A 20,280-nucleotide genomic window follows, 5' to 3' on the forward strand; every position below is an offset into this window, starting at 1 on the left:
CCGCTTCAGGGGTGCCCATGATTAGAAAGGCAGAACTCAGAGAGTTAGACAGGCTTGAACAACTTTGGCTACACGCAGCGGTCAATTCACACCCCTCCTTGCCCCGCCAGTTCTGGCTTGATCATGCGGCTCAGTTTCGCAGGGATTGTCGCCAAGCCAACCGTTGCCTTGTATTTACCGGGCGTCACAGCGCTGTTGCTGAGGCGTTTATTACACTCCTTGACGGGGACCGGATTGCTTATTTATGTGTCAGCCCAATATTTTCAGGCTGTGGTATTGGCTCGAACTTGATTGCTGCGGCCAGCGAGGGTAAGTCTCAATTACTAGCGCAGGTACTGCGGGAGAATCTGCGCACCCGTTACTTCCTACAAAAGCACGGATTTGTGGAAACTGAGCGCAGCTATAACGCGGAGTATGGCCAACACCTGATCCAGATGTGCTGTGTGCAGTCCCCTGGATAAGCCATATACTCATCTGTTCAAGTCGACTGTCTTTACTTATAACTGAAGCTTATTGATTCACTTCTATTTATTGTTTCTACGCGACAGGTTAACCGGGTAGCATGCTTTCCATCCAAAATTTCCTATGCGCTGATTTTTTATGGCACACAACGCTTCCTCTAACGCCCTGCAGGTTTTTCCCAACCGTTTCTTTCACCATGGTGCCAATCTAGCAGCACTGAACCGGGATTTCGCGGAAGCTAAACCCAGCGAGATCATGCAGTTCACCATGGATAAGGCACAGAACCCGGTGGTTTTCACAAACTTCCGCCCTCTTGCAGTGGCCTTCCTGCACCTGGTTACCAGGGCCAAACCTGACATCCCAGTTATTTGGGTAGATCACGGCTACAATACCCCGGAAACCTATCGCCACATTGAAAATGTTGTGAAGACGCTCAAGCTGAATCTGCGGACCTATTCGCCCAAGATGTCTGCGGCCCACTACAATGCGGTCTATGGTGGCATCCCCCAATTAGATACGCCTGAGCACGACTTCTTTTCGCGCACGGTAAAGCTCGAACCCTTCAACCGAGCAATGCAGGAGCTTCAACCCGATGTGTGGTTGAATGGTATCCGCCACGATCAAAATGCGCACCGAAAAAACCTAGATGTGTTTACCCCTGGCAACCACGGCACTATTCGTGTGGCCCCCATGTTCCACTTGAGAGAAATCGATGTGGAAGAATACGTTTACGAGAAAGAGCTGCCGGATAACGATGTTTACTATGACCCCACTAAGGGGGAGGAGCATCGTGAATGTGGTTTAATGCTGGAAAAATAGGTACATGGTGTGTTCTGGTGGAGGTTTCACCCTCCACTGGATTATTTTTTACCATCAAATATTCAGATTTCAGAAACCCTCGATTTTTATCTCACGTATTTGATTTATCGAGCAACACCTGTAATTCCTATCTCAGATATTTTCCCAGTCAGCAGGCAACAGCGGGTTGTTATTTTATTTTTTGAATTTCCTGAATAACTTTAAAGTTTTCCCGGTTTCTTTTTGTTGAATGCATTGTGTGTGGTGGTGTTCACGCACCTAGAGGGGAGGCTGAAGGGAAAACTGAATAAGTGAACGCAGCTAGAATATTTCGACGCTGAGCAGCCGTAAACCTAGCCCCTGGGGCGACCCTGACCCTTGTCACCTTCGGGGCTAGCTAGATTGACAGCTATACGCTTTAGACGTCCAGGTTTTCCACTGCCAGTGCATTAGTTTCAATAAAGTCACGGCGTGGTTCCACCTGATCCCCCATCAGCGTGGTAAAGATCTGATCCGCAGCAATGGCATCCTCGACGGTTACCTGCAACATACGGCGGCTCTCGGGGTCCATAGTGGTTTCCCACAGTTGCTCCGGGTTCATCTCACCCAGTCCCTTATAGCGTTGGATACCGTAACCACGGCGGCTTTCCCCCATCAACCAGTCCATGACTTCCGGGAAGTTGCTAACGGCGTGCTGCTTCTCGCCGCGCTGGATAAAGGCACCCTCTTCCAGCAAGCCCACCATCTTCTCACCCAATGCACAGATAGAAGCGTATTCCGCGGAATCGAAGAACTCATGGTTGATCAGATAATCGCTACCGACACCGTGGGCGACGATATGGATATGGGGCAGGAACAGGCCGCGCTCGGTGTTCTCCTGCACGGTAACTTCATGGCGACGTGTTCCACCGCTCTCTTCATCGGCAAGCTTTTCCTGCAATTGGGCACACCAGGCGGTCGCCTTCTCCTTGGATTGCAGGTCTTCCTGAGAGAGGCTGGGCAGGTAAATCATGCTGCGCAGCACTTCCTCTGGATACAGGCGCGATAGACGATCGATTGTCGCCAGGACACTACGGTATTCGCCCACCAGGCTCTCCAGCGACTGGCCAGACAAACCAGGGGCATCCGGGTTTACGAACAGCGTGGCGCCTTCCAGGGCGGCATTGGTGAGGAACTGTGTCAGGGCGCCCTCATCCTTCAGGTACTGCTCCTGCTTACCCTTGGAGATCTTGTACAGGGGCGGTTGGGCAATATAGATATGACCGCGCTCTATCAGCTCCGGCATCTGGCGGAAGAAGAAAGTGAGCAACAGCGTGCGGATATGGGCGCCATCCACGTCCGCATCGGTCATGATAATAATACTGTGATAGCGCAGCTTGTCCGGGTTGAACTCACTCTTACCAATGCCACAACCCAGGGCGGTAATCAGGGTGCCCACCTCGGCACTGGAGAGCATCTTGTCGAAGCGCGCTTTTTCCACATTCAGGATCTTGCCCTTTAGCGGTAGGATCGCCTGGGTGCGGCGGTCGCGGCCCTGCTTGGCAGAACCACCGGCTGAGTCACCCTCCACGAGGTAGATTTCGGACAGTGCCGGATCTTTCTGCTGACAGTCTGCCAGCTTGCCGGGCAGACCGGCGATATCCAGAGCACCCTTGCGGCGAGTCATTTCACGGGCCTTACGAGCAGCCTCACGGGCTTTGGCCGCATCGATCATCTTGGTGACAACGGACTTAGCCTCCTGCGGATTCTCCAGCAGGTAGTCGTTGAAGTGGTGTCCCATCTCCTGTTCTACGGCGGGCTTCACTTCGGAGGAAACCAGCTTATCCTTGGTCTGGGAGGAAAACTTAGGGTCGGGCACCTTCACCGAGATAATTGCGGTGAGGCCTTCACGAGCATCGTCACCAGTGGTATTCACCTTGTCTTTCTTACCCAGGCCTTCCTTCTCGATATAGTTGTTCAGGCCTCGGGTTAGTGCCGCGCGGAAACCTGCCAGATGGGTGCCACCGTCGCGCTGGGGAATATTGTTGGTGTAGCAGAAGATGCTCTCCTGGAAGCTGTCGTTCCACTGCAGAGCTACTTCCACCGCAATGCCATCATCGCGCTGACTCTGGAAGTGCAACACCTTGTTGATAGGGGTTTTGTTCTGGTTGAGAAACTCCACAAAAGCACTCAGACCACCTTCATATTCATAGATCTCTTCCTTGCCGCTTCGCTCATCTTTCAGCACGATACGCACACCGGAGTTCAGGAAAGATAGCTCGCGCAGGCGCTTGGCCAACACATCGAAGTGGAATTCGATATTGCTGAAGGTGTCTTCAGAGGGCTTAAAGTGCACAGTGGTGCCCGTGGTATCGCTGTCGCCAACGATTCCCAAGGGCGCTTGCGGCACGCCGTGGTGGTAGATCTGCTCGTGGATCTTTCCCCCACGGCGGATAATCAGCTTGAGTTCCTTGGACAGGGCGTTTACTACCGAGACGCCTACGCCGTGCAAGCCGCCAGAGACTTTATAGGTATTGTCATCGAACTTACCACCGGCATGAAGCACGGTCATAATCACTTCCGCAGCGGAAACCCCCTCTTCCGGGTGGATTTCTGTAGGGATACCGCGACCATTATCGGATACTGAAATCGATTCATCCGGGTGGATAGTTACGCGGATCTCGTCGCAGTGGCCGGCCAGCGCTTCGTCGATGGAGTTGTCGACCACCTCGAATACCATGTGGTGCAGACCGGTACCGTCATCGGTATCACCAATATACATTCCGGGGCGCTTGCGCACCGCATCCAGGCCTTTTAATACCTTGATACTGCTCGAGTCATAGCTTTGCTGCTCTGACATTTATTCGCTCCATTCAACTTATTGTGCGGCCGATGCTTCGGCGCTGATATTCCCATGTTCCACGTGGAACACTTTTGGGCAATTCCAAGGGGACGCGAGCTGTCGCCATGGGCGGCTCGTAGTGCCCTCCTCAATTCCAGTTACAAGCACTTGGCTGGCACAACGGCTAACCCAATGTGCAAATAGTTGCTGATTACTTTCATCCAGTTCCGCAGGCAGATCGTCCACCAGAAACACCGGCTTCTCCCGATGCCGGCAAACCAGTTCTGCCATCGCAGTACGCATAGCGCATACCAGCATCTTTTGCTGGCCCCTCGATAAAATATTGTGTGCAGGTTCACCAGCAACAGTGAATCGCACATCGGCTCGGTGTGGACCTGTACGCGTATGCCCCTGAGCGAGATCCCCTTCACGGGATTCCGACAGAGCTCGGCCCAGCTGTAGCTCCTTTCGCCATCCGCGCCGGTAGCTCATTTCAACTTGCCCGAGTAAGCTCTTCGGCAATTCCGCTAAGAGACTTGCGACAGATGCCTTCAATTGAGCGAAGCTGGCTTGGCGCAATGTATCCACTCGTTCTCCGCTCTGCGCAAGCTGGTCCTCCCAGACACCGATAACATCCGCATCGATTTTACCACGACGCAACAATGCATTTCGCTGCCGTAGAGCGATTTGGTAGTTTTTCCATTCCTGAGCAAAAATATGTTCCACGTGGAACACTGTCCAATCCAAAAGTCGCCGCCTTACCCCGGGGCCGCCATCCAAAGCAGAAAAACTATCACTGTTAATTAACTGCAGTGGTAAGCAGCTGGCCAGCTGTGAACTGGAGTCCGCAGTCGCCTGGTTAATCCGCACACGGCCACCACCATCGGCAAGGCGCTCTACCCCAAGATTGAACCCCGTATCCAACTGGGCAAAAACCGTTAGCCCACCACTATCATGCTGGATAACAGATTTATGCTGACGGGAGCGAAATGAACGACCTGTGGCAAGCATATGTACGGCTTCAAGAAGGGAAGTCTTGCCACTGCCATTGGCACCACAAAATAAGTTGACCCCCGTATCCAGAGCGAAATCGGCGTGGGAGATATTGCGAAAATTGGACAAAAGGAGACGGGTCAGCGCCATAGACACTTTCCCTTGCGGAGTCGAGAGTCTCCCAGATGGAAACCATCAAAAAACAAGGGAACCGCAAATAGAGCTTTCAACGCGGTCCCCTCTCTATTCAGAGGCAAGAGTTTTCACGCCTTACAGGCGCATTGGCATTATTACATAGAGGGCATCGCCCTCCTCCGGCTGCTGCAGCAGAGCACTGCTGTTGGCATCTGCCAGACTGATACGAATCTGGTCGCTATGGATAGCACCGGTAACATCCAGTAGGTAGGAGACGTTAAAACCAATTTCCATCGGCTCTCCCACGTAATCCACCAACATCTGCTCCTCGGCCTCCTCCTGTTCCGGGTTGTTGGCAACTATTTGCAGCAATCCCTCAGAAACCTGTAAGCGCACGCCACGATATTTCTCGTTAGAGAGAATTGCTGCGCGAGAGAATGCCTGGCGCAGGCCCTGGCGATCGGCGTACACCACATTACCAGCTCCGCGCGGCAACACGCGCTCATAATCAGGGAATTTCCCGTCGACCAGCTTGGAGGTAAAGGTAAATTGACCGCTGACAACACGGATATGATTATTACCCAGAACTACCTGCGCCTGGGTATCGGTATCCTCGAGGAGACGACCAAGCTCCAGAACACCCTTGCGTGGCACAATAGCCTGGATGGGGGCGGACACATTCAACCCGGGTGCATCGCGGTCGCACAGTGCCAGGCGGTGACCGTCAGTGGCTACAGCACGCAGCTGCTGCGGGCGGCACTCTAGTAAAAGACCATTCAGGTAGTAGCGAACATCCTGTTGGGCCATCGCGAAACTAGTGGCTTCTATCAGCCTGCGAATTTCACGCTGGGAAATATCGAAACGGGTCTGGGCGCTGGCCTCCTCCTGGTTAGGAAAGTCGGCTGCAGGCAGAGTTGATAACTGGAAACGGCTGCGCCCACTGCGCAGAACCAAGCGCTCACCATCGCGCTCAAATTTCAATTCAGCACCATCGGGCAGGGAGCGGCAAATATCCAACAATTTGCGTGCCGGAACCGTGACCTCACCTTCTATCTCCACACCGTCCACCGGCAAGCGACCAACAATCTCGACTTCGAGATCGGTACCGGTCAGGGACAACTCCTGACCTTGTAATTGCATCAATACATTGGCCAGGACCGGCAGGGTCTGGCGCTTCTCGACAACGCCAGCTACCAGTTGTAGCGGTTTCAGTAGGGCGTCCCGGCTTACATTGAATTTCATCGGTAGTTTCGCCTTGTTTGTCAATTATTCGATTACGTGGTCAACGACCGTGTCAGTAACTTTACATCCTCGCGGATATCAGCGTCGGATTCCTGCAGCTGGCGGATTTTACGGCAGGCGTGCAGGACGGTGGTATGATCCCTCCCCCCAAAAGCATCGCCGATCTCCGGCAAACTATGGTTAGTCAACTCCTTGGCGAGGGACATGGCAACCTGGCGCGGACGCGCCACGGAGCGGCTGCGCCGCTTGGAAAGCAGATCCGCCACCTTGATCTTGTAGTACTCAGCTACCACTCGCTGGATATTGTCCACACTCACTAGGCGATCCTGCAGAGCCAACAAGTCTTTAAGGGCCTCGCGCACCAATACATCGTCGATAGCACGACCGGTGAACTGGGCATTAGCAATCACCCTACGCAGAGCTCCCTCAAGCTCCCGCACATTGGAGCGGATACGCTGAGCAATAAAGAAGGCAGAGTCATGGGGCAGCTCTACCCCAAACTGTTCAGCCTTCTTCATTAATATGGCCACACGAGTTTCCAGTTCCGGAGGCTCCACCGCTACCGTCAGCCCCCAGCCAAAACGAGACTTAAGGCGCTCCTCAAGGCCATCAATCTCTTTCGGGTAGCGGTCACAGGTCAGGATAATCTGCTGGCCACCTTCAAGCAGGGCATTAAAAGTGTGGAAAAATTCCTCCTGAGAGCGCTCCTTACCAGCAAAGAATTGGATATCGTCGATCAGTAGTGCATCCACCGAACGGTAGTAGCGCTTAAAATCACTGATAGCATTGAGCTGTAAAGCTTTCACCATATCAGCGACAAAGCGCTCAGAGTGCAGGTAAACCACCTTGGCATTAGGGTTGCGTTCCAATAGCGCATTGCCTACGGCATGCATCAAGTGGGTTTTGCCGAGTCCTACACCGCCATAAATAAAGAGCGGGTTGTAGGCGCCCCCGGGGTTATCGGAAATCTGCTGTGCTGCCGCCAAACCCAGCTGGTTCGACTTACCCTCTACAAAAGATTTAAAAGTAAAATTACGGTTGAGCGAGCTCCCGTGTTTGATAGCACCCTCTACTTCAACTTGCCGTGCCGGCGGCTCAGGCACCGAGCGCGCCATTTCGTTCATCGCAGGTGGACGCAGGTCGGTAAGTGCTAGTTCCCCGGTAGTCATCTGCTCCGCCGTTGCTTCTTCCGCCACCACTGGATGGGGAGTGCCTCGCAAACCATTGCCAAAGCCGCCAACAGGCATGGGCTGGGGTGGTGTGGAAGAATGAGACGTCGACACTGCTGAAGTCGACAAAGATGAGCCCGAAGAACTTTGCAAACCAGCCGTATTAGGCGTTACATCGCCATGTACTCTGCCCCCCCCCGTCGACGCATGTGCACCGGGTGTGGGGACTGGCGGAGGCGACGACACCGTTGTCGAAGCAGCCTCAACGGCTGCGTGGTTGCGCTGAAAACGCGCAGGGCGGCGCGCAGTGATCTCCAAAGCCACCTGTAATGGCTGGCCAGGAGAAAACTGGTGTACAAGCTCACGGATACGATTTAGAAATTTACCGCCAACCCAGTCCAACACGAAGCGGTTCGGCGCGATCAGGCGCAATTCGCCCTCTGCACAGGCGGGATTGACACGCAACGGCCTGATCCAGGTATTGAACTGCTGCGACGGCAACTCGTCCTGCAAACAGCCAGTGCACTGCTTCCAAACGGATTCAGTCAAGAAACCCCCCAAAACCCCAATATGGTAAGACCACGGAGAAAACGGCAAGACCGGACAGAAAGCGCCCGCGGCCGTCAAATAAGATCGGCGCAGTATACCTTTCCAACGCTGGGTTATCCACAAGAAAGGCCGTCGCTGTTGAAAAATCAGCGCGAAAAAGTCCACACAATCAAGTATTTGCTCAACAATTAGACAATGATCCAGCACTAACGGGGAAACTTATCCACAGCAATCTGTGCATATCTTGGGATCAATCGGTGGGCATCACGAGATACCTCAAGCGCCTCAATGGCTTGATACACTAGCGTAAAATGGCACCAGGTTTCTGTCCGCAAACGAATCGAATTTCCCCGGCCGGTGCGTTGCTTTCGCTGTTCCCTTTCTATACAATCCGCGGCCTTCGCAGCGCGTAGCTCCGTCTGCGCCGGCTCTGTGCCGGACCGGAGCCCAGGCCGCGGCCGGGGATGGTCCCGAGAAATTTCGAACACAAAGTCTCAGGTAGCAAGACAATGAAACGTACATTTCAACCCAGCAACTTGAAGCGCAAACGCACTCACGGTTTCCGCGCTCGTATGGCAACCAAAAACGGCCGTAAGATCCTGGCCCGTCGCCGCGCCAAAGGCCGCAAAGTACTGTCTGCATAAGATCTCTTCCCTTAGAGATATCTCTTTATGCAGCAGGTGCGCAGCAACTTCGGATTTGCCAAGACGCTGCGCCTGCTCAATGCGGCGCAGTATCGCGAGGTTTTTAATAAAAACCTGGTGCGCGCCGCACATCCCCATCTCCTGATCCTCGCCCGCCCCAATGAATTGGAGCACCCGCGTCTCGGCTTGGTAATCGCCAAGAAACATGTGCGCAATGCCTGCGATCGCAATCAAATCAAGCGTATTACCCGGGAAACTTTCCGCTTGCAGCAACACCAATTGCCGCCGTTGGACGCCGTAGTCCTGGCACGCCCGGGAGCTGCGGATCTGGACAAAGCCGCTCTGGCGAAGATATTAAATAAACTCTGGCGCAAATTGGCCAAACGCGCACAACAGCCACAGTCCACACCATGAAATGGTTACTGATTAAGCTGATTCATGTCTACCGCTACCTGGCCAGCCCCTGGGTGGGCAACCAATGTCGCTTCTACCCCACCTGCTCCCACTACTCCGAGGAAGCTCTTAACACCTATGGAGTCTTAAAAGGGGGTTATTTAACTGTGCGTCGCCTTATAAAATGCCATCCCTGGCACCCAGGCGGATTGGACCCTGTCCCTCCCGCCAGATACAAGAACACTCTTTAGGTATTAAGATGGATTGGCAACGCTATACGCTGGTCGGCGGAATCATCGCAGTTCTCCTGGCACTTATTTTCCAGTGGAATGCTTTTCAAGAACAGCATACCCCCGAGGTAGACCGCGAAACTGTCGTGCAAACTGGCGGCGAAACCATCACTCAAGCCCCCACTGAGGCCACCAGCGAGAGTAGCGATGTACCCCAGTTACAGTCGCAGGCTCCTGCTGAAATCGAAGCTAAGGGCACAGAAATAAAGTTAATTAGTGTTACCACTGATGTCTTTGATCTCCTAATCAACCCCCACGGCGGCGATATCGTCAAAGTGGCCCTGCGCGATTTCCAAGAAAAACTGGATACCCCAGATCAACCACTGATCCTTTTGAACCAGACCCGCAATCATACCTATATTGCCCAGAGCGGCCTGATTGGTAGGAATGGCACTGATAGCGCTGCTGGTCGCCCGGTGTTCAACGTGGAAAAAAACGAATTTGCGATGGTTGAAGGCGATGACACCCTGATTGTGGACCTGACCCTGCAGCAGGAAGGCGCCAATATCACTAAGCGTTTCACATTCAAACGCGGTGACTACCTGATCCAGGTGGCCTACCTAGTAGACAACACCAGCAACACCCCTTGGTCTGCGGCCATGTTTGGCCAAATCAAACGCGACGCCAGCGAGCCAGTTACTGACACAGGCTTTGGCATGTCTCCGTTCCTTGGTGCCGCCCTGCATACCAATGATGAAAACTACTTCAAACAGGATTTTGAGGAAATCGCCGAGAAACCCACCCGTACTACGGTTGAAGGCGGCTGGGTGGCCATGGTGCAGCACTATTTTCTCAGTGCCTGGATCCCCCCCCAGGACGAGCGCAACACCTTTGAATTGAAGGAGCTTTCCAACGGTCTGTTCCGTATGGGCTTTACCGCTCCGCAGGTTCAAATTCCCGCTGCTAACCAGGGTGAGCTCAGCGCTTCCTTCTACGCGGGCCCCAAAGATGTTTACCGCCTGGAAGAAATCTCACCCTACCTGGACCTGACCGTGGATTACGGCTGGCTCTGGTGGATTGCCAAACCACTGTTCCGCGTGCTGCACTTTATCCAGGAGCATATTGTCAGCAACTGGGGCTGGGCGATCATACTTCTAACAGTGTTTATCAAAACACTATTGCTGCCCCTGTCCGCCGCGGGCACCAAGTCCATGGCACGTATGCGCAAGTTCGCGCCGCAGATGAAAAAACTGCAGGAGCAATATAAGGACAACCGGCAGAAACTGGCCGAAGAGACCATGAAGCTCTACCGCCGGGAGAAGATCAACCCGATGGGCGGCTGTTTGCCAATCCTGTTACAGATGCCGGTATTTATCGCGCTCTACTGGATGCTCACGGAAACTGTGGAGCTGCGCCATGCCCCCTGGATATTCTGGATTCACGACCTGTCGGCAAAGGACCCTTACTTTATTCTGCCGGTTCTGATGGGCGCTTCCATGTGGTTTATGCAGAAGCTAAACCCAGCCCCTACCGACCCAACCCAGGCGCGTATTATGCAACTGATGCCAGTAATGATGACTGTGTTCTTCCTGTGGTTCCCGGCCGGCCTGGTACTCTACTGGATTGCCAACAACCTGATCACCATCGGCCAGACCTGGTATATCAACAAGCAGGTAGATGCCGGAAAATACTGATCAAGTATCCACAGATCACAAACAACAAGGGCCGCTACTGCGGCCCTTTTCCGTTATGTCGAGTACACTCAGCCGATGACACAACAAAGCCTTAATCGCGACACCATCGCCGCCGTTGCCACCGCGCCCGGGCGCGGTGGTATTGGTGTAATCCGCCTCTCTGGTCCCAAAGCCCTATTTATTGCCCAGCAAATCTGCGGTGACAAACCACTTAAAGCGCGCTACGCCCATTACCGAAACTTTTTCCACAGTGAGCAACTGATCGACCAGGGGCTCGCCCTATTCTTCCCGGGTCCCAACTCGTTTACCGGAGAAGACGTGGTGGAACTGCAGGGCCACGGTGGCCCGGTGATTCTCGATCAACTGCTGAAGGCAGCGATCGAACTGGGAGCCCGCCAGGCACGTCCCGGGGAGTTTTCTGAGCGCGCCTTCCTCAACGACAAAATGGATCTCACCCAAGCCGAAGCGATCGCCGATCTGATTGATGCCGGTAGTGCCCAAGCGGCGCGCAACGCCATGCGTTCACTACAGGGCGCTTTTTCCGACAAAATTGAAGACCTTGTGGAAAGTCTTACCCACCTGCGTATCTACGTGGAAGCCGCCATCGATTTTCCCGAAGAGGAGATCGACTTTCTCGCCGATGGCAAGGTGGCTGCGGATATTCAAGCCCTACTGGCACAAATGGCTGGCGTAGAAGCCCAAGCGCGCCAGGGCGCCATTATGCGCGAGGGTATGAGGGTAGCCATTGCCGGGCGTCCGAATGCCGGCAAGTCGAGCCTGCTCAATGCCCTCGCGGGGCGCAATACCGCTATCGTCACAGATATCGCCGGCACCACACGGGATATTTTGCGGGAAGATATTCACATTAACGGCATGCCCCTGCAATTCGCCGATACCGCCGGCCTGCGGGATGCGCCAGATAAAGTAGAGCAGATAGGAATCGAGCGCGCCTGGGAGGAGATTCACCATGCGGATCGCGTGCTCCTGGTAATGGATGCAGAGCAACTTCACTCACTAGACCCGGCAGAGGCCTGGCCGGAATTTACCAACCAGCTTCAGGACTTAGACAAGCTCACACTGGTACTGAACAAAATTGATCTCAGCGATTACAGTGCCGGACTCCAAGCTCACACTGAAGGAGTGCCGGTAATAGCCATCAGCGCCAAGACTGGCGCAGGCCTTGAAGCACTGAAGGAGCATTTGAAACAGTCTATCGGCTTCAGCGGTGCTGCCGAAGGCAATTTTAGTGCGCGTAGACGCCATTTAGAGGCTCTTAAGCGCGCCGGTGCCTTTATTGAGCAAGGTTCCCAGCAGCTCCACAGCCATGGTGCAGGTGAGTTACTCGCGGAAGACTTACGCCAAGCCCAACAGGCGCTGGGGGAGATCACCGGTGCGATGAGTGCGGACGAGCTGCTCGGGAAAATTTTCGGCAGCTTTTGTATCGGAAAATAAGAAGGTGTGGAGTTCCACGTACTAATCCAATTGGGGGCGCTAACAATCGCCCCTCCTACTATTCCCTCCCTCAATATCCCTTCCCGCACAAGTTCCACACCTCTTGCACACAGGAAAAGCTAGGGCTTATTCCTAGGTTATTGAAAGTTTCTATTTAATCCCCAGCTTACCCGCAAATTTTTCCACGAACTGTAAGGAAAACAGTCGACTTGTCGCTGTGTAAGGGACTTTCACAGAAAGAAGTTATACATGTCCACGGGGATTTCCCGTGGATAAGCTTATTGGCAGTTATCTCACTATTAACCCACACCCATTCAGTAGGTATATGCACAGATTTATACATTGCGTTCGACTACTCACAGGTACCCCCCAGAAAGTCTAGGTAAAGCATCACAGACACTAGTCAAAAAAAACTGACTGTGGGCAAAAGAGGGGATAAGCACCTGCAAAATAGAATAATTGTATGATGATAACTTCCTAATAAGGGTAGATAGGGCAAAGTTGTCCCAAGTTTTCACAGCCTCATACCGCGGTTACCCCTGTGTCCATCAAGGGTTTGTCTGCAGGGTTTTCGTCTTCATAACTTATTGTTTTTAAAGGTTTTTTTGGGTTTATACCGAATTGGCCGCAGGTCTAATAAAAACAACAAATATAAAAAAATACTCTTTAAGATATACATACTATTCATTAAATAAGAGTATTTAAGAAAGCTAGACAGAGTTTTGAAATTCATCCGATCAGAAGTTGATATTCAGGAAGGAGAGAGAAAGACAAAGGCAGAGATTTCCTAAACGGCTTGAATAAAGCCAATTGCTGAGGACACTTACTGACTATAAAATGTGCGCCCCAAGTTGTAACCAGTAGCAGCCACTATGGATTTCCCCAAAACCTATGATGTGATCGTGATCGGCGGAGGCCACGCGGGTACCGAAGCCTCCTTGGCAGCCGCGCGAATGGGGGCCACTACCCTGCTACTGACACACAATATTGAGACGCTTGGGCAGATGTCCTGTAATCCAGCCATTGGCGGTATAGGCAAGAGCCATCTGGTTAAGGAAGTGGATGCCCTTGGTGGCGCTATGGCAACGGCAACAGACCTGGGCGGAATTCAGTTCCGGGTCCTCAACGCCCGCAAAGGCCCCGCAGTAAGGGCAACTCGCGCCCAGGCCGATAGAGCCCTGTATCGCGCCGCTATCCGTTCGATCCTGGAGGCACAGGAAAACCTGGAGATCTTCCAACAAGCGGCGGATGACCTGATTGTCGAAGGTGAACGCGTTGTGGGCGTTGTCACCAATGCGGGGGTGCGCTTTCGCGCCAAGACAGTGGTACTGACCGCAGGGACTTTCCTCGGTGGGCGTATACACATTGGCTTGGATAACCATGCCGGCGGCCGCGCCGGAGACCCGCCCTCGATTGCCCTTGCAGATCGTCTGCGCGAACTGCCTTTTCGCGTCGACCGCCTCAAAACCGGCACCCCTCCCCGTATTGATGCCCGCTCAGTAGATTTCAGTGAGTTGGAGGAGCAGTGGGGAGATAGCCCCACACCGGTAATGTCTTATCTGGGTAGCCGCGATCAGCACCCGCGCCAGGTCTGCTGCTGGATTACCCACACCAATGCCCGCACTCATGAAATTATCCAGGGGGGGCTCGATCGCTCGCCCATGTATTCCGGCGTGATTGAAGGGATTGGCCCGCGCTATTGCCCCTCCATCGAGGACAAGGTGCACCGCTTTGCGGACAAAGACAGCCACCAGGTGTTTATCGAGCCGGAAGGGTTGACCACCAACGAGCTGTACCCCAATGGTATTTCCACCAGCCTGCCCTTCGACGTACAGATTGAGCTGGTGCACTCCATCAAGGGCTTTGAAAAGGCGCATATCACCCGCCCAGGCTATGCGATTGAGTACGATTTCTTCGACCCGCGCGATCTTTTGCCGTCCCTGCAAGCCAAATTTATCCAGGGGCTCTATTTTGCCGGCCAGATCAATGGCACCACCGGCTACGAAGAAGCGGCCGCCCAGGGACTCCTGGCTGGCGCCAACGCAGCCCTGCAGGCCCAAGAGCGCGAAGCCTGGTCCCCGCGTCGGGATGAAGCCTACCTGGGCGTGCTTGTGGATGATTTGATCAACAGTGGCACCAAAGAGCCCTACCGCATGTTTACCAGCCGTGCGGAATATCGCTTGCTACTCCGTGAGGACAATGCTGACCTGCGTTTGACTGAAAAAGGCCGCGAATTGGGCCTGGTCGATGATACCCGCTGGGCCGCGTTCAGTGAAAAGCGCGAGGCGATCGCTCGGGAGACCCAGCGACTGCAAGATACCTGGGTGCACCCAAAGACGCCCCAGGCCGCCTCTGTAGAAACCAAATTGCCGCAGCCATTGGCGCGGGAATACAGCCTGATGGACCTGCTGCGCCGTCCGGAACTGGGCTATCAGGATGTGGCGGGCCTCAAAGGGGAAGCGGTAACCGACGAGCAGGTTGCCGAACAGGTGGAAATTTCGGCCAAGTACGCCGGCTATATCGATCGCCAGCGCGAGGAAATTGAGCGCTTGCAGGCCTACGAAGATACCCCGATCCCGGCGGACTTCGACTACAGCGATATTTCTGGTCTGTCCAATGAGGTAAAGCAAAAGCTGGGAGAGACCCGCCCGGATACCCTGGCGCGGGCCTCGCGGATACCGGGTGTGACGCCCGCATCCATATCCCTGCTGCTGATTCAGTTGAAAAAGCGCGGGCTGCTGAAGCGTAAAAAAGCGGTATAAATCGGTTTTCCACAGGGTATCCCGCGAGGCCCTGCGGGGTTTGAGTTTCGCGGGATTACTGGGGGATAGACCCATTTCTCACTCAATGGAACAGTTTCGTCCGCGCCTGTTAGAGGCGGCGGCACAGATGTCGGTGGTACTCAGTGACCGGCAGCAGGATCAGCTACTGGAATACCTGGCGCTTTTTGCCCGTTGGAACAGTGCCTACAACCTGTCCGCCATACGCGACCCGGAGCAGATGCTGGAGCGCCATATTATCGACAGCCTCAGTGTGGTAAATCTCTGTGGCGAAGGCTCTTTAATCGATGTGGGTAGCGGTGGCGGCCTGCCGGGAATTCCCCTGGCAATTGTGCATCCGGAGCGCGCCATCACCTTGCTCGACAGCAATGGCAAGAAGACCCGCTTCCTGTTCCAAGTCGCCAGCACCTTGCCCCTGCCCAATATCACGGTAGTCAATGAGCGGGTAGAAGCCTTTGTGCCAGAACAGCCTTTTGCCGGTGTGGTGTCCCGCGCCTTTGCCTCCATCGAAGATATGGTCAATGGCAGTGAGCACATGTTGGCACCCAAGGGTCGTTTTTATGCCATGAAGGGCAAGCTGCCTGAGGATGAGTTGAGCGCTCTGCCAAAAGGCATTAAGGTCGAGCAGGTGCACCGGTTGTCGGTGCCTGGCTGCGACGGTGAGCGGCATATGATTCAGCTCTGTCGCACAGAATAAGATGATAGCTTGGCGGGCCTGTCGCCCGCCCAATCCTGCTCCCCTATCGTGGGGCACAACAGCCGCCGCCCGAAGCCGTGCCGGCGTCGGGGCAAACGCACCCGGAAACAACAAAGGACAAGAATCTTGAGCAAGATATTTGCTGTGGCCAACCAGAAAGGCGGGGTTGGCAAGACCACTACCTGCGTCAACCTGGCCGCATCTTTGGTTGCCAACAAGCGGCGCGTATTGCTGATTGACCTGGACCCCCAGGGCAATGCCACCATGGGCAGTGGTGTGGATAAAAGTGACCTGGAGGTGTCCGGTTACGATGTGCTGGCCGCTGAATTACCCGTAGAGCAGGCCATTGTATCCACAGAGAGCGGTTTTGATTTGATCCCCGGCAATGGTGATCTGTCTGCGGCAGAGGTGGAGTTGCTGAATCTGGACGGGCGCGAATCCCGCCTGCGCCGCGCCCTGGCAGCGGTGAGTAATCGTTACGATTACGTGATCATCGACTGTCCGCCGTCGCTGAATATGCTGACGGTAAACGCCCTCTGTGCGGCTCACGGCGTGTTGATTCCCATGCAGTGCGAATACTATGCGCTGGAGGGATTGTCAGCACTGGTGGACACCATTACCCAGATCCAGCAGACCGCCAATCCGGACCTGAAAATCGAGGGCATCTTGCGCACCATGTACGATCCGCGCAACAGTCTCACCAGCGAAGTGTCGGCGCAGTTGCAGGAGTTTTTCGGCGATCGCCTGTATCGAACCTGTATTCCGCGCAATGTGCGCCTAGCTGAGGCTCCCAGCTTCGGCAAGCCGGCGCTGGATTACGACCGCCATTCGAAAGGGGCTATTGCCTACCTGGCACTGGCTTGCGAAATCAATCGCCGCCATCCCGCCAGTCAATCTTCCAATAAGAAAAACCGCCCTGTGGCGGAAGCCGTATAAGGGGTAATTACTATGGCCGCCAAACGCAAAGGACTGGGCCGGGGTTTATCCCACCTGATCAGCAATAACACCAGCACTGCGATCGCCGAGGCTACCGGTGAGGCTGAAACCGAAACCGCCGCGGTCGACGGTGAGTTGAAAGAATTGCCAATCGAGTTTTTGCAGCGTGGCCGCTACCAGCCGCGCCGGGATTTTCCACAGGAATCCCTGCAAGAGCTGGCGGACTCGATTCGCGCCCAAGGCATTATGCAGCCGATCGTCGTGCGCGGTATCGGCGAGCAGAGCTACGAGATTATTGCCGGTGAGCGACGTTGGCGCGCCGCCCAGTTGGCGGGATTGGAAAAAGTGCCTGCGCTGGTACGCAGCGTTTCCGATGAAGCTGCGATCGCCATGGCGCTGATTGAAAATATCCAGCGCGAAGACCTGAACCCGGTAGAGGAAGCTGTAGCCCTCAAGCGTCTACAGGATGAATTCAAGCTGACTCAGCAGGAAGTGGCCGATGCGGTGGGTAAATCCCGTACCGCAGTGACCAACCTGCTGCGCCTTTTGAGCCTCAGCGAAGAGGTGCGCACCTTTCTCGAGCGCGGCGACCTGGAGTTGGGGCACGCCAAGGCCCTACTCGGCCTTTCTGGAGCTACCCAGCGCTCCGCCGCGCGCCAAGTGGTTGAGCGCAGTCTCACCGTGCGCCAGACTGAGGCGCTGGTGCGCCGCCTGCAACAGCCGGCGGCTCCTGCACCGGAAAAGCCCAAGCCCGATCCCAATATCCGCCGCCTTACCGAGCGCCTGGCAGAAAAAGTCGGTGTGCCCGTGTCTATCGATCACAACGACAAGGGCAGCGGCCGCCTGGTACTCAAATACACCAGTCTGGAAGAGCTGGATGGAATCCTCGCCCACCTGGGTTATGCCGAGGATTGAAGCCACAATGAAATGTGCGTCCTGGTGGCGCGCGCAATAACTGTTGGCAAATACTCACTGCGGCGAGTAATTCCGTGCAAAACCTCCTGAAAATCAATTAAGTTGACGACATTTGCCGGTTGAATCGACGATGCTGTTGCAGCATAATTCGCACGCCCAAATTTTGGGCGGACAGCGCAAAATAAGTCGGCTTATCCCGTCTATGACAAAACCCCCGGTATTACGAATTGCCGCGGTACAGCTTCTGCTGGTATCGGTGGCTGGTGCAATCTTGCATCTGAATAGCAAACCGGTGACCGCGCTCTCCGTATTGATCGGTGGCGCCTTGTGTGCGCTGCCCGGAGCATATTTTGGCTGGCGCGCTTTCCGCGATAGTGGTGCGCGCGCCGCCCAGCGCGTGGTAGGCAATTTCTATCGCGCGGAAACCGGCAAATTTATATTGACCCTGGCTGGGTTCGCGACGGTGTTTGCCACCGTCAAGCCGCTGAATGCGGCGGCGCTGTTTATCAGCTACGGCCTCTGTGTGATCGTGCAGTGGGTATTAGTAGCGCGCATGGTGCGCTAGCCGGTGCAGAAGAAGAATTCTTACTTTTACGATTGTTGAGGAACTATGGCAGGCGAAGCTCAAACCGCGACGGCGTATATCCAACACCACCTGCAAAATATGACTTATGGCAAGCTGCCGGCTGGGTATACCCGCGCCGATGGTACTGTGCTTAATGAGTCTACGTGGACTATGGCGCACTCCTCCCAAGAGGCCACAGATATGGGCTTTTGGGCCTTGCATGTGGACACACTGGGCTGGGCTATCGGCCTCGGCCTTGTTTTCTGTTTCCTGTTTGCCCGTGCAGCCAAGAAAGCCAGTGTGGACAGACCTACCGGCTTTCAGAGCTTTGTGGAGCTGGTGACTGAGAAGATCGACCAGCTGGTAAGAGAGAGTTTCCCGCACCGCAACAGTATGGTGGCGCCTATGGCCCTGACCATTTTTGTGTGGGTATTCCTGATGAACCTGATGGACTTGGTGCCCGTGGATTGGCTGCCACAGCTGGCTGCGAAAATTTCCGGCAATGAGCATATCTTCTTTAAGGTTGTACCCACGACTGACCCCAATGCCACTTTGGGTATGGCGCTGGCGGTATTTGTTTTGATGATCTTTTTCAGCATCCGTGAAAAAGGCCCGCTCGGGTTTATCAAAGAACTAACCCTGCACCCCTTCCACACCGGCAAGTGGTTCTTTGACATCCTGCTGATCCCCGTGAACTTCGTATTGGAAGCGGTTTCCCTGATCGCCAAACCGATCTCCCTGGGCCTGCGCCTGTTCGGCAACCTCTACGCCGGTGAGATGATCTTTATTCTGATCGCGATTGTATTTGGCGTGGGTGTCCTCGGCTTTATCGGTGCGGGCCTGCTGCACATGGGCTGGGCAATTTTCCACGTACTGGTAATTACCTTGCAGGCGTTCGTGTTTATGGTGTTGAGCACCGTATATATGGCGATGGCGCACCATCGCGACGACGAACACGAGCACGATCATTAAGTTTTTAACAATTAACCCTTTTACAGCAACTCTTTAACTTTGATTTGGAGAACACAATGGAAGCATTAGGTCTGGTTTACATCGCAAGTGCACTGCTGATCGGTCTGGGCGCCCTGGGCACCGCTATCGGTTTCGGTACTCTGGGTGGCAAACTGCTGGAAGGTTCCGCTCGTCAGCCAGAACAGGCTCCTGCTCTACAGGGCAAAATGTTCCTGATGGCTGGTCTGCTTGACGCGGTTCCGATGATCGGTGTTGGTATCGCTATGTACCTGATCTTCGCCGTAGCTCCTGGTCTGGTTTAATTACGCCGTTCCAATTGCCCTTAACCCTATTTAAAGAGCAAGAGGTGTCGGTGTGAATATCAACCTGACTCTAATCGGCCAGTCGATCACATTCCTGTTTTTCGTCTGGTTTTGCTGGAAGTTTGTTTGGCCGCCGCTGCTGGGCGTGATGAAAGAGCGTGAGCAGAAGATTGCTGATGGTCTCGCTGATGCCGAGCACGCGCAAAAAGATCTGGAACTGGCCCAACGCAAGGCTGCCGAGCAGCTAAAAGAAGCCAAAGATCAGGCGACTGAGATTGTCGAAGGTGCCAACAAGCGCGCCAATCAGATTATCGATGAAGCCAAGCAGGCTGCACACGCTGAGGGTGACCGCCTGAAAGCTGCAGCCAAAGCTGAGATCGAACAGGAAGTGAATCGCGCTAAAGAGCAACTGCGCAGCCGTGTGGCAGCTTTGTCTGTTCTGGGTGCGGAGAAGATTCTTGCGGTCAATATCGATGCCAAAGCGCACGACGACCTGATCGATAAACTGGCAGCCGAGCTGTAAGCGAGGAA

General features: G+C 54.4%; 19 protein-coding genes. 15 read left to right on the forward strand and 4 right to left on the reverse strand.

Going from position 1 to position 20,280, the window contains the following annotated elements:
* The first annotated feature begins 17 nt into the window (after positions 1 to 17).
* Together ACCI49_RS02010 and ACCI49_RS02015 are read left to right on the forward strand one after the other, a co-directional pair.
* A complete protein-coding gene (locus tag ACCI49_RS02010) occupies positions 18 to 461 on the forward strand; it encodes a GNAT family N-acetyltransferase (RefSeq protein WP_371837296.1) in 444 nt (147 codons plus the stop codon).
* Between the two features lie 139 nt (positions 462 to 600).
* Entirely contained in the window at positions 601 to 1,281 is a 681-nt protein-coding gene (locus tag ACCI49_RS02015; RefSeq protein WP_371837297.1) for a phosphoadenosine phosphosulfate reductase domain-containing protein, read from the forward strand.
* 397 nt (positions 1,282 to 1,678) lie between these two features.
* On the opposite strand, the gene gyrB is transcribed toward ACCI49_RS02015, so the two are convergent.
* The 4 genes from gyrB to dnaA form a co-directional block, all read right to left on the reverse strand.
* Positions 1,679 to 4,099, reverse strand: a complete 2,421-nt coding sequence (gene gyrB, locus ACCI49_RS02020) for a DNA topoisomerase (ATP-hydrolyzing) subunit B (protein ID WP_371837298.1) — start codon at positions 4,097 to 4,099, stop codon at positions 1,679 to 1,681.
* An 18-nt stretch (positions 4,100 to 4,117) separates the two neighbouring features.
* Entirely contained in the window at positions 4,118 to 5,224 is a 1,107-nt protein-coding gene (gene recF, locus ACCI49_RS02025; protein WP_371837299.1) for a DNA replication/repair protein RecF, read from the reverse strand.
* Between the two features lie 120 nt (positions 5,225 to 5,344).
* On the reverse strand, positions 5,345 to 6,451 hold the full coding sequence (gene dnaN, locus ACCI49_RS02030; RefSeq protein ID WP_371837300.1) for a DNA polymerase III subunit beta: 1,107 nt from the start codon (positions 6,449 to 6,451) through the stop codon (positions 5,345 to 5,347).
* A 32-nt stretch (positions 6,452 to 6,483) separates the two neighbouring features.
* The gene (dnaA, locus tag ACCI49_RS02035) at positions 6,484 to 8,133 is read right to left on the reverse strand and encodes a chromosomal replication initiator protein DnaA (RefSeq protein ID WP_442928481.1); all 1,650 of its coding nucleotides are present in this window, start codon (positions 8,131 to 8,133) and stop codon (positions 6,484 to 6,486) included.
* Positions 8,134 to 8,678: 545 nt separating this feature from the next.
* Between dnaA and rpmH the strand changes: the two genes are divergently transcribed.
* The 13 genes from rpmH (at position 8,679) to ACCI49_RS02100 (ending at position 20,272) form a co-directional block, all read left to right on the forward strand.
* Positions 8,679 to 8,813, forward strand: a complete 135-nt coding sequence (rpmH, locus tag ACCI49_RS02040; RefSeq protein WP_020413885.1) for a 50S ribosomal protein L34 — start codon at positions 8,679 to 8,681, stop codon at positions 8,811 to 8,813.
* 27 nt (positions 8,814 to 8,840) lie between these two features.
* Positions 8,841 to 9,227 (forward strand): ribonuclease P protein component, encoded by a 387-nt coding sequence (rnpA, locus tag ACCI49_RS02045; protein ID WP_371837303.1) that lies wholly within the window; start codon positions 8,841 to 8,843, stop codon positions 9,225 to 9,227.
* Positions 9,224 to 9,457, forward strand: a complete 234-nt coding sequence (yidD, locus tag ACCI49_RS02050; RefSeq protein WP_371837304.1) for a membrane protein insertion efficiency factor YidD — start codon at positions 9,224 to 9,226, stop codon at positions 9,455 to 9,457. Before rnpA ends, yidD begins: the two co-directional genes overlap by 4 nt.
* An 8-nt stretch (positions 9,458 to 9,465) precedes the next feature.
* Complete coding sequence (gene yidC, locus ACCI49_RS02055; RefSeq protein ID WP_371837305.1) at positions 9,466 to 11,130, forward strand: membrane protein insertase YidC; 1,665 nt, start codon at positions 9,466 to 9,468, stop codon at positions 11,128 to 11,130.
* Positions 11,131 to 11,205: 75 nt separating this feature from the next.
* Complete coding sequence (mnmE, locus tag ACCI49_RS02060) at positions 11,206 to 12,582, forward strand: tRNA uridine-5-carboxymethylaminomethyl(34) synthesis GTPase MnmE (protein WP_371837306.1); 1,377 nt, start codon at positions 11,206 to 11,208, stop codon at positions 12,580 to 12,582.
* Between the two features lie 872 nt (positions 12,583 to 13,454).
* Positions 13,455 to 15,344, forward strand: coding sequence for a tRNA uridine-5-carboxymethylaminomethyl(34) synthesis enzyme MnmG (mnmG, locus tag ACCI49_RS02065; RefSeq protein ID WP_371837307.1), 1,890 nt, complete (start codon positions 13,455 to 13,457; stop codon positions 15,342 to 15,344).
* A gap of 85 nt (positions 15,345 to 15,429) precedes the next feature.
* Positions 15,430 to 16,059, forward strand: a complete 630-nt coding sequence (rsmG, locus tag ACCI49_RS02070; RefSeq protein ID WP_108735096.1) for a 16S rRNA (guanine(527)-N(7))-methyltransferase RsmG — start codon at positions 15,430 to 15,432, stop codon at positions 16,057 to 16,059.
* A gap of 126 nt (positions 16,060 to 16,185) precedes the next feature.
* Positions 16,186 to 16,995 (forward strand): ParA family protein, encoded by an 810-nt coding sequence (locus ACCI49_RS02075; RefSeq protein ID WP_371837308.1) that lies wholly within the window; start codon positions 16,186 to 16,188, stop codon positions 16,993 to 16,995.
* Positions 16,996 to 17,007: 12 nt separating this feature from the next.
* Positions 17,008 to 17,910 carry a ParB/RepB/Spo0J family partition protein gene (locus ACCI49_RS02080; protein WP_371837309.1) on the forward strand — a complete coding sequence of 301 codons (903 nt, stop codon included), beginning with the start codon at positions 17,008 to 17,010 and terminating at the stop codon, positions 17,908 to 17,910.
* A 202-nt stretch (positions 17,911 to 18,112) separates the two neighbouring features.
* On the forward strand, positions 18,113 to 18,475 hold the full coding sequence (locus ACCI49_RS02085) for an ATP synthase subunit I (RefSeq protein WP_371837310.1): 363 nt from the start codon (positions 18,113 to 18,115) through the stop codon (positions 18,473 to 18,475).
* Between the two features lie 45 nt (positions 18,476 to 18,520).
* On the forward strand, positions 18,521 to 19,447 hold the full coding sequence (gene atpB, locus ACCI49_RS02090) for a F0F1 ATP synthase subunit A (protein ID WP_371837311.1): 927 nt from the start codon (positions 18,521 to 18,523) through the stop codon (positions 19,445 to 19,447).
* A 56-nt stretch (positions 19,448 to 19,503) separates the two neighbouring features.
* On the forward strand, positions 19,504 to 19,749 hold the full coding sequence (atpE, locus tag ACCI49_RS02095; RefSeq protein ID WP_020413895.1) for a F0F1 ATP synthase subunit C: 246 nt from the start codon (positions 19,504 to 19,506) through the stop codon (positions 19,747 to 19,749).
* Positions 19,750 to 19,801: 52 nt separating this feature from the next.
* Entirely contained in the window at positions 19,802 to 20,272 is a 471-nt protein-coding gene (locus ACCI49_RS02100) for a F0F1 ATP synthase subunit B (RefSeq protein WP_371837312.1), read from the forward strand.
* Positions 20,273 to 20,280: the final 8 nt, after the last annotated feature.

The organism is Microbulbifer epialgicus (assembly GCF_041447265.1).
Lineage (GTDB): Bacteria > Pseudomonadota > Gammaproteobacteria > Pseudomonadales > Cellvibrionaceae > Microbulbifer > Microbulbifer epialgicus.

What these genes read in the sequence shown, in the direction of transcription:
- ACCI49_RS02010 (WP_371837296.1), top strand. Translation starts at nt 18, where the DNA reads ATGATTAGAAAGGCAGAACTCAGAGAGTTAGACAGGCTTGAACAACTT.
- ACCI49_RS02015 (WP_371837297.1), top strand. Translation starts at nt 601, where the DNA reads ATGGCACACAACGCTTCCTCTAACGCCCTGCAGGTTTTTCCCAACCGT.
- gyrB (WP_371837298.1), bottom strand. Translation starts at nt 4,099, where the DNA reads ATGTCAGAGCAGCAAAGCTATGACTCGAGCAGTATCAAGGTATTAAAA.
- recF (WP_371837299.1), bottom strand. Translation starts at nt 5,224, where the DNA reads ATGGCGCTGACCCGTCTCCTTTTGTCCAATTTTCGCAATATCTCCCAC.
- dnaN (WP_371837300.1), bottom strand. Translation starts at nt 6,451, where the DNA reads ATGAAATTCAATGTAAGCCGGGACGCCCTACTGAAACCGCTACAACTG.
- rpmH (WP_020413885.1), top strand. Translation starts at nt 8,679, where the DNA reads ATGAAACGTACATTTCAACCCAGCAACTTGAAGCGCAAACGCACTCAC.
- rnpA (WP_371837303.1), top strand. Translation starts at nt 8,841, where the DNA reads ATGCAGCAGGTGCGCAGCAACTTCGGATTTGCCAAGACGCTGCGCCTG.
- yidD (WP_371837304.1), top strand. Translation starts at nt 9,224, where the DNA reads ATGAAATGGTTACTGATTAAGCTGATTCATGTCTACCGCTACCTGGCC.
- yidC (WP_371837305.1), top strand. Translation starts at nt 9,466, where the DNA reads ATGGATTGGCAACGCTATACGCTGGTCGGCGGAATCATCGCAGTTCTC.
- mnmE (WP_371837306.1), top strand. Translation starts at nt 11,206, where the DNA reads ATGACACAACAAAGCCTTAATCGCGACACCATCGCCGCCGTTGCCACC.
- mnmG (WP_371837307.1), top strand. Translation starts at nt 13,455, where the DNA reads ATGGATTTCCCCAAAACCTATGATGTGATCGTGATCGGCGGAGGCCAC.
- rsmG (WP_108735096.1), top strand. Translation starts at nt 15,430, where the DNA reads ATGGAACAGTTTCGTCCGCGCCTGTTAGAGGCGGCGGCACAGATGTCG.
- ACCI49_RS02080 (WP_371837309.1), top strand. Translation starts at nt 17,008, where the DNA reads ATGGCCGCCAAACGCAAAGGACTGGGCCGGGGTTTATCCCACCTGATC.
- ACCI49_RS02085 (WP_371837310.1), top strand. Translation starts at nt 18,113, where the DNA reads ATGACAAAACCCCCGGTATTACGAATTGCCGCGGTACAGCTTCTGCTG.
- atpB (WP_371837311.1), top strand. Translation starts at nt 18,521, where the DNA reads ATGGCAGGCGAAGCTCAAACCGCGACGGCGTATATCCAACACCACCTG.
- atpE (WP_020413895.1), top strand. Translation starts at nt 19,504, where the DNA reads ATGGAAGCATTAGGTCTGGTTTACATCGCAAGTGCACTGCTGATCGGT.